The sequence below is a fragment of the Thiolapillus sp. genome (assembly GCF_048562965.1).
Classification (GTDB): Bacteria; Pseudomonadota; Gammaproteobacteria; order Chromatiales; family Chromatiaceae; genus Thiolapillus; species Thiolapillus brandeum_A.
The window spans coordinates 1-1,778 of sequence record NZ_JBHNMF010000629.1; the positions used below are offsets into that span (position 1 = coordinate 1).

Consider the following 1,778-nt stretch of genomic DNA (forward strand, 5'->3'; position numbering starts at 1 on the left):
TTATTGGCCATTGACAGCAGTATGGCCTGCGCCGCATTTGGCGTGCAGGCGGAAACTGTCCAGGATATCCAGCAGCTGAAACAGCAGCTGGCCGAGATCCAGAAAAACTATCAGGCCCAGATTCAGTTGCTTGAGTCACGAATAGAACAGCTGGAAGCCCGGCAGGGACAAGCTCAGCCGGAGCCTGCCCAGGCCGTAGAGCAAAGCCGGCCGAATGTCTTCAATCCAGCGATTTCCCTTGTTTTGAACGGTCGGTATCAGTCGTTCAGGCATGACAGAGGTGATGACATTCCGGGATTCAGTATCGCCGGAGAGGCAGGTAATGGCAGCCAGGGATTTTCCCTCGGTGAATCGGAGCTGAATTTACAGTCAAATATAGACGACCTGTTTTTCGGCAATTTCACGCTCTCGCTGGCCGATGAAAACGGTGAAACATCCGCCGAACTCGAAGAGGCCTGGATACAGACACTGGCCATGCCCTGGGATCTGACCCTGAAGGCGGGCCGGTTTTTCTCGGCTGTGGCCTATATGAACGAGCGGCATTCCCACACCGATGACTTTGCGGACCGGCCCTTGCCTTACCGGGCAATGCTGAACGGCCGCTATCTGGATGATGGTATGCAGCTGCGCTGGCTGGCACCGACCGACACTTTTCTGGAGCTGGGTGGCGAGGTATTGCGTGGCGCCCAGTTCCCCGCCGGGGGATCAGCCCATCAGGGCGTCGGCAGCTGGAGCCTGTTTGCCCATGCGGGTGGAGACGTGGGCGTGAGCAACAGCTGGCTGGCCGGGCTTTCCTATCTGTCTGTGGATGCGCGGGATCGTGAATCAGGAGACGAGGAAAACCCCTATCGATTTACCGGGAACAGTGACCTGGTGATAGCGGATCTGGTATGGAAATGGGCGCCGCAAGGCAATTCCTATCGCCACAATGCGATCTTGCAGGGTGGGTTGTTCTGGCGTGATGAATCCGGCCTGTTCGCCCCATCAGGACAGGACTGGCTGCCTTATTCCGGGAATCAGTTTGGCTGGTATGCACAGGCGGCCTATCAGTTTATGCCCAACTGGCGCATTGATGTACGCGGCTCCGGACTGAATGCCGACAACCCAGGTGTGGCTTTTACCGGAACATCGCTGGATTCCCAGGGACATGATCCCTGGGATGTCAGCCTGATGGTCGACTGGAGCCACAGCGAATTCAGCCGCCTGCGTTTGCAATACACCCATGATGAAGCACAGTCACTCAGTGATGACCGCTTCATCTTGCAGTACATCGTGAGTCTGGGCGCCCATGGCGCTCACCAGTTCTGAGGGTTTGATCATGAGAAAACTATTTGTTCTGCTGGTTATGATGCTGGGCTTGAATGCGACAGCCAGTGCCGATCTGAAGGTATTCGCCTGCGAGCCGGAATGGGCGGCGCTGGCACGGGAATTGGGTGGCGACAAGCTGCACATCAGTACTGCGACCACGGCGCTGCAGGATCCCCATCATGTGCAGGCGCGTCCCAGTCTGATCGCCCGTTTGCGCAAGGCGGATCTGCTGATTTGTACGGGTGCCGATCTCGAAGTTGGGTGGCTGCCCGTGTTGCTGCGCCGTGCCAGCAATGCCGGCGTTCAACCGGGTCAGCCGGGTTATCAAGCGTGTCTTCGGCCTCGTGAAAGATTTTGGGACATCCCAGTCCCCAAAATCGACTCGGCCTTTGACAACCTATTGGTGCCCCAGCCGTCCTGGTCACCAAGCACTACGCAACAACTTCGCAAGCTCGTTGCTGCTCCGTACT

Annotated in this window: 2 protein-coding genes; both read left to right on the plus strand. The window is 57.4% G+C overall.

Annotated elements, in window-relative coordinates; genetic code table 11:
• Positions 1–1,308, plus strand: a 1,308-nt coding sequence (locus ACOCD2_RS18520) for a FlxA-like family protein (RefSeq protein ID WP_293649801.1), incomplete at its 5' end; no start/stop codon positions are given.
• Between the two features lie 10 nt (positions 1,309–1,318).
• Positions 1,319–1,778, plus strand: a 460-nt coding sequence (locus ACOCD2_RS18525; RefSeq protein ID WP_419606555.1) for a metal ABC transporter solute-binding protein, Zn/Mn family, incomplete at its 3' end; no start/stop codon positions are given.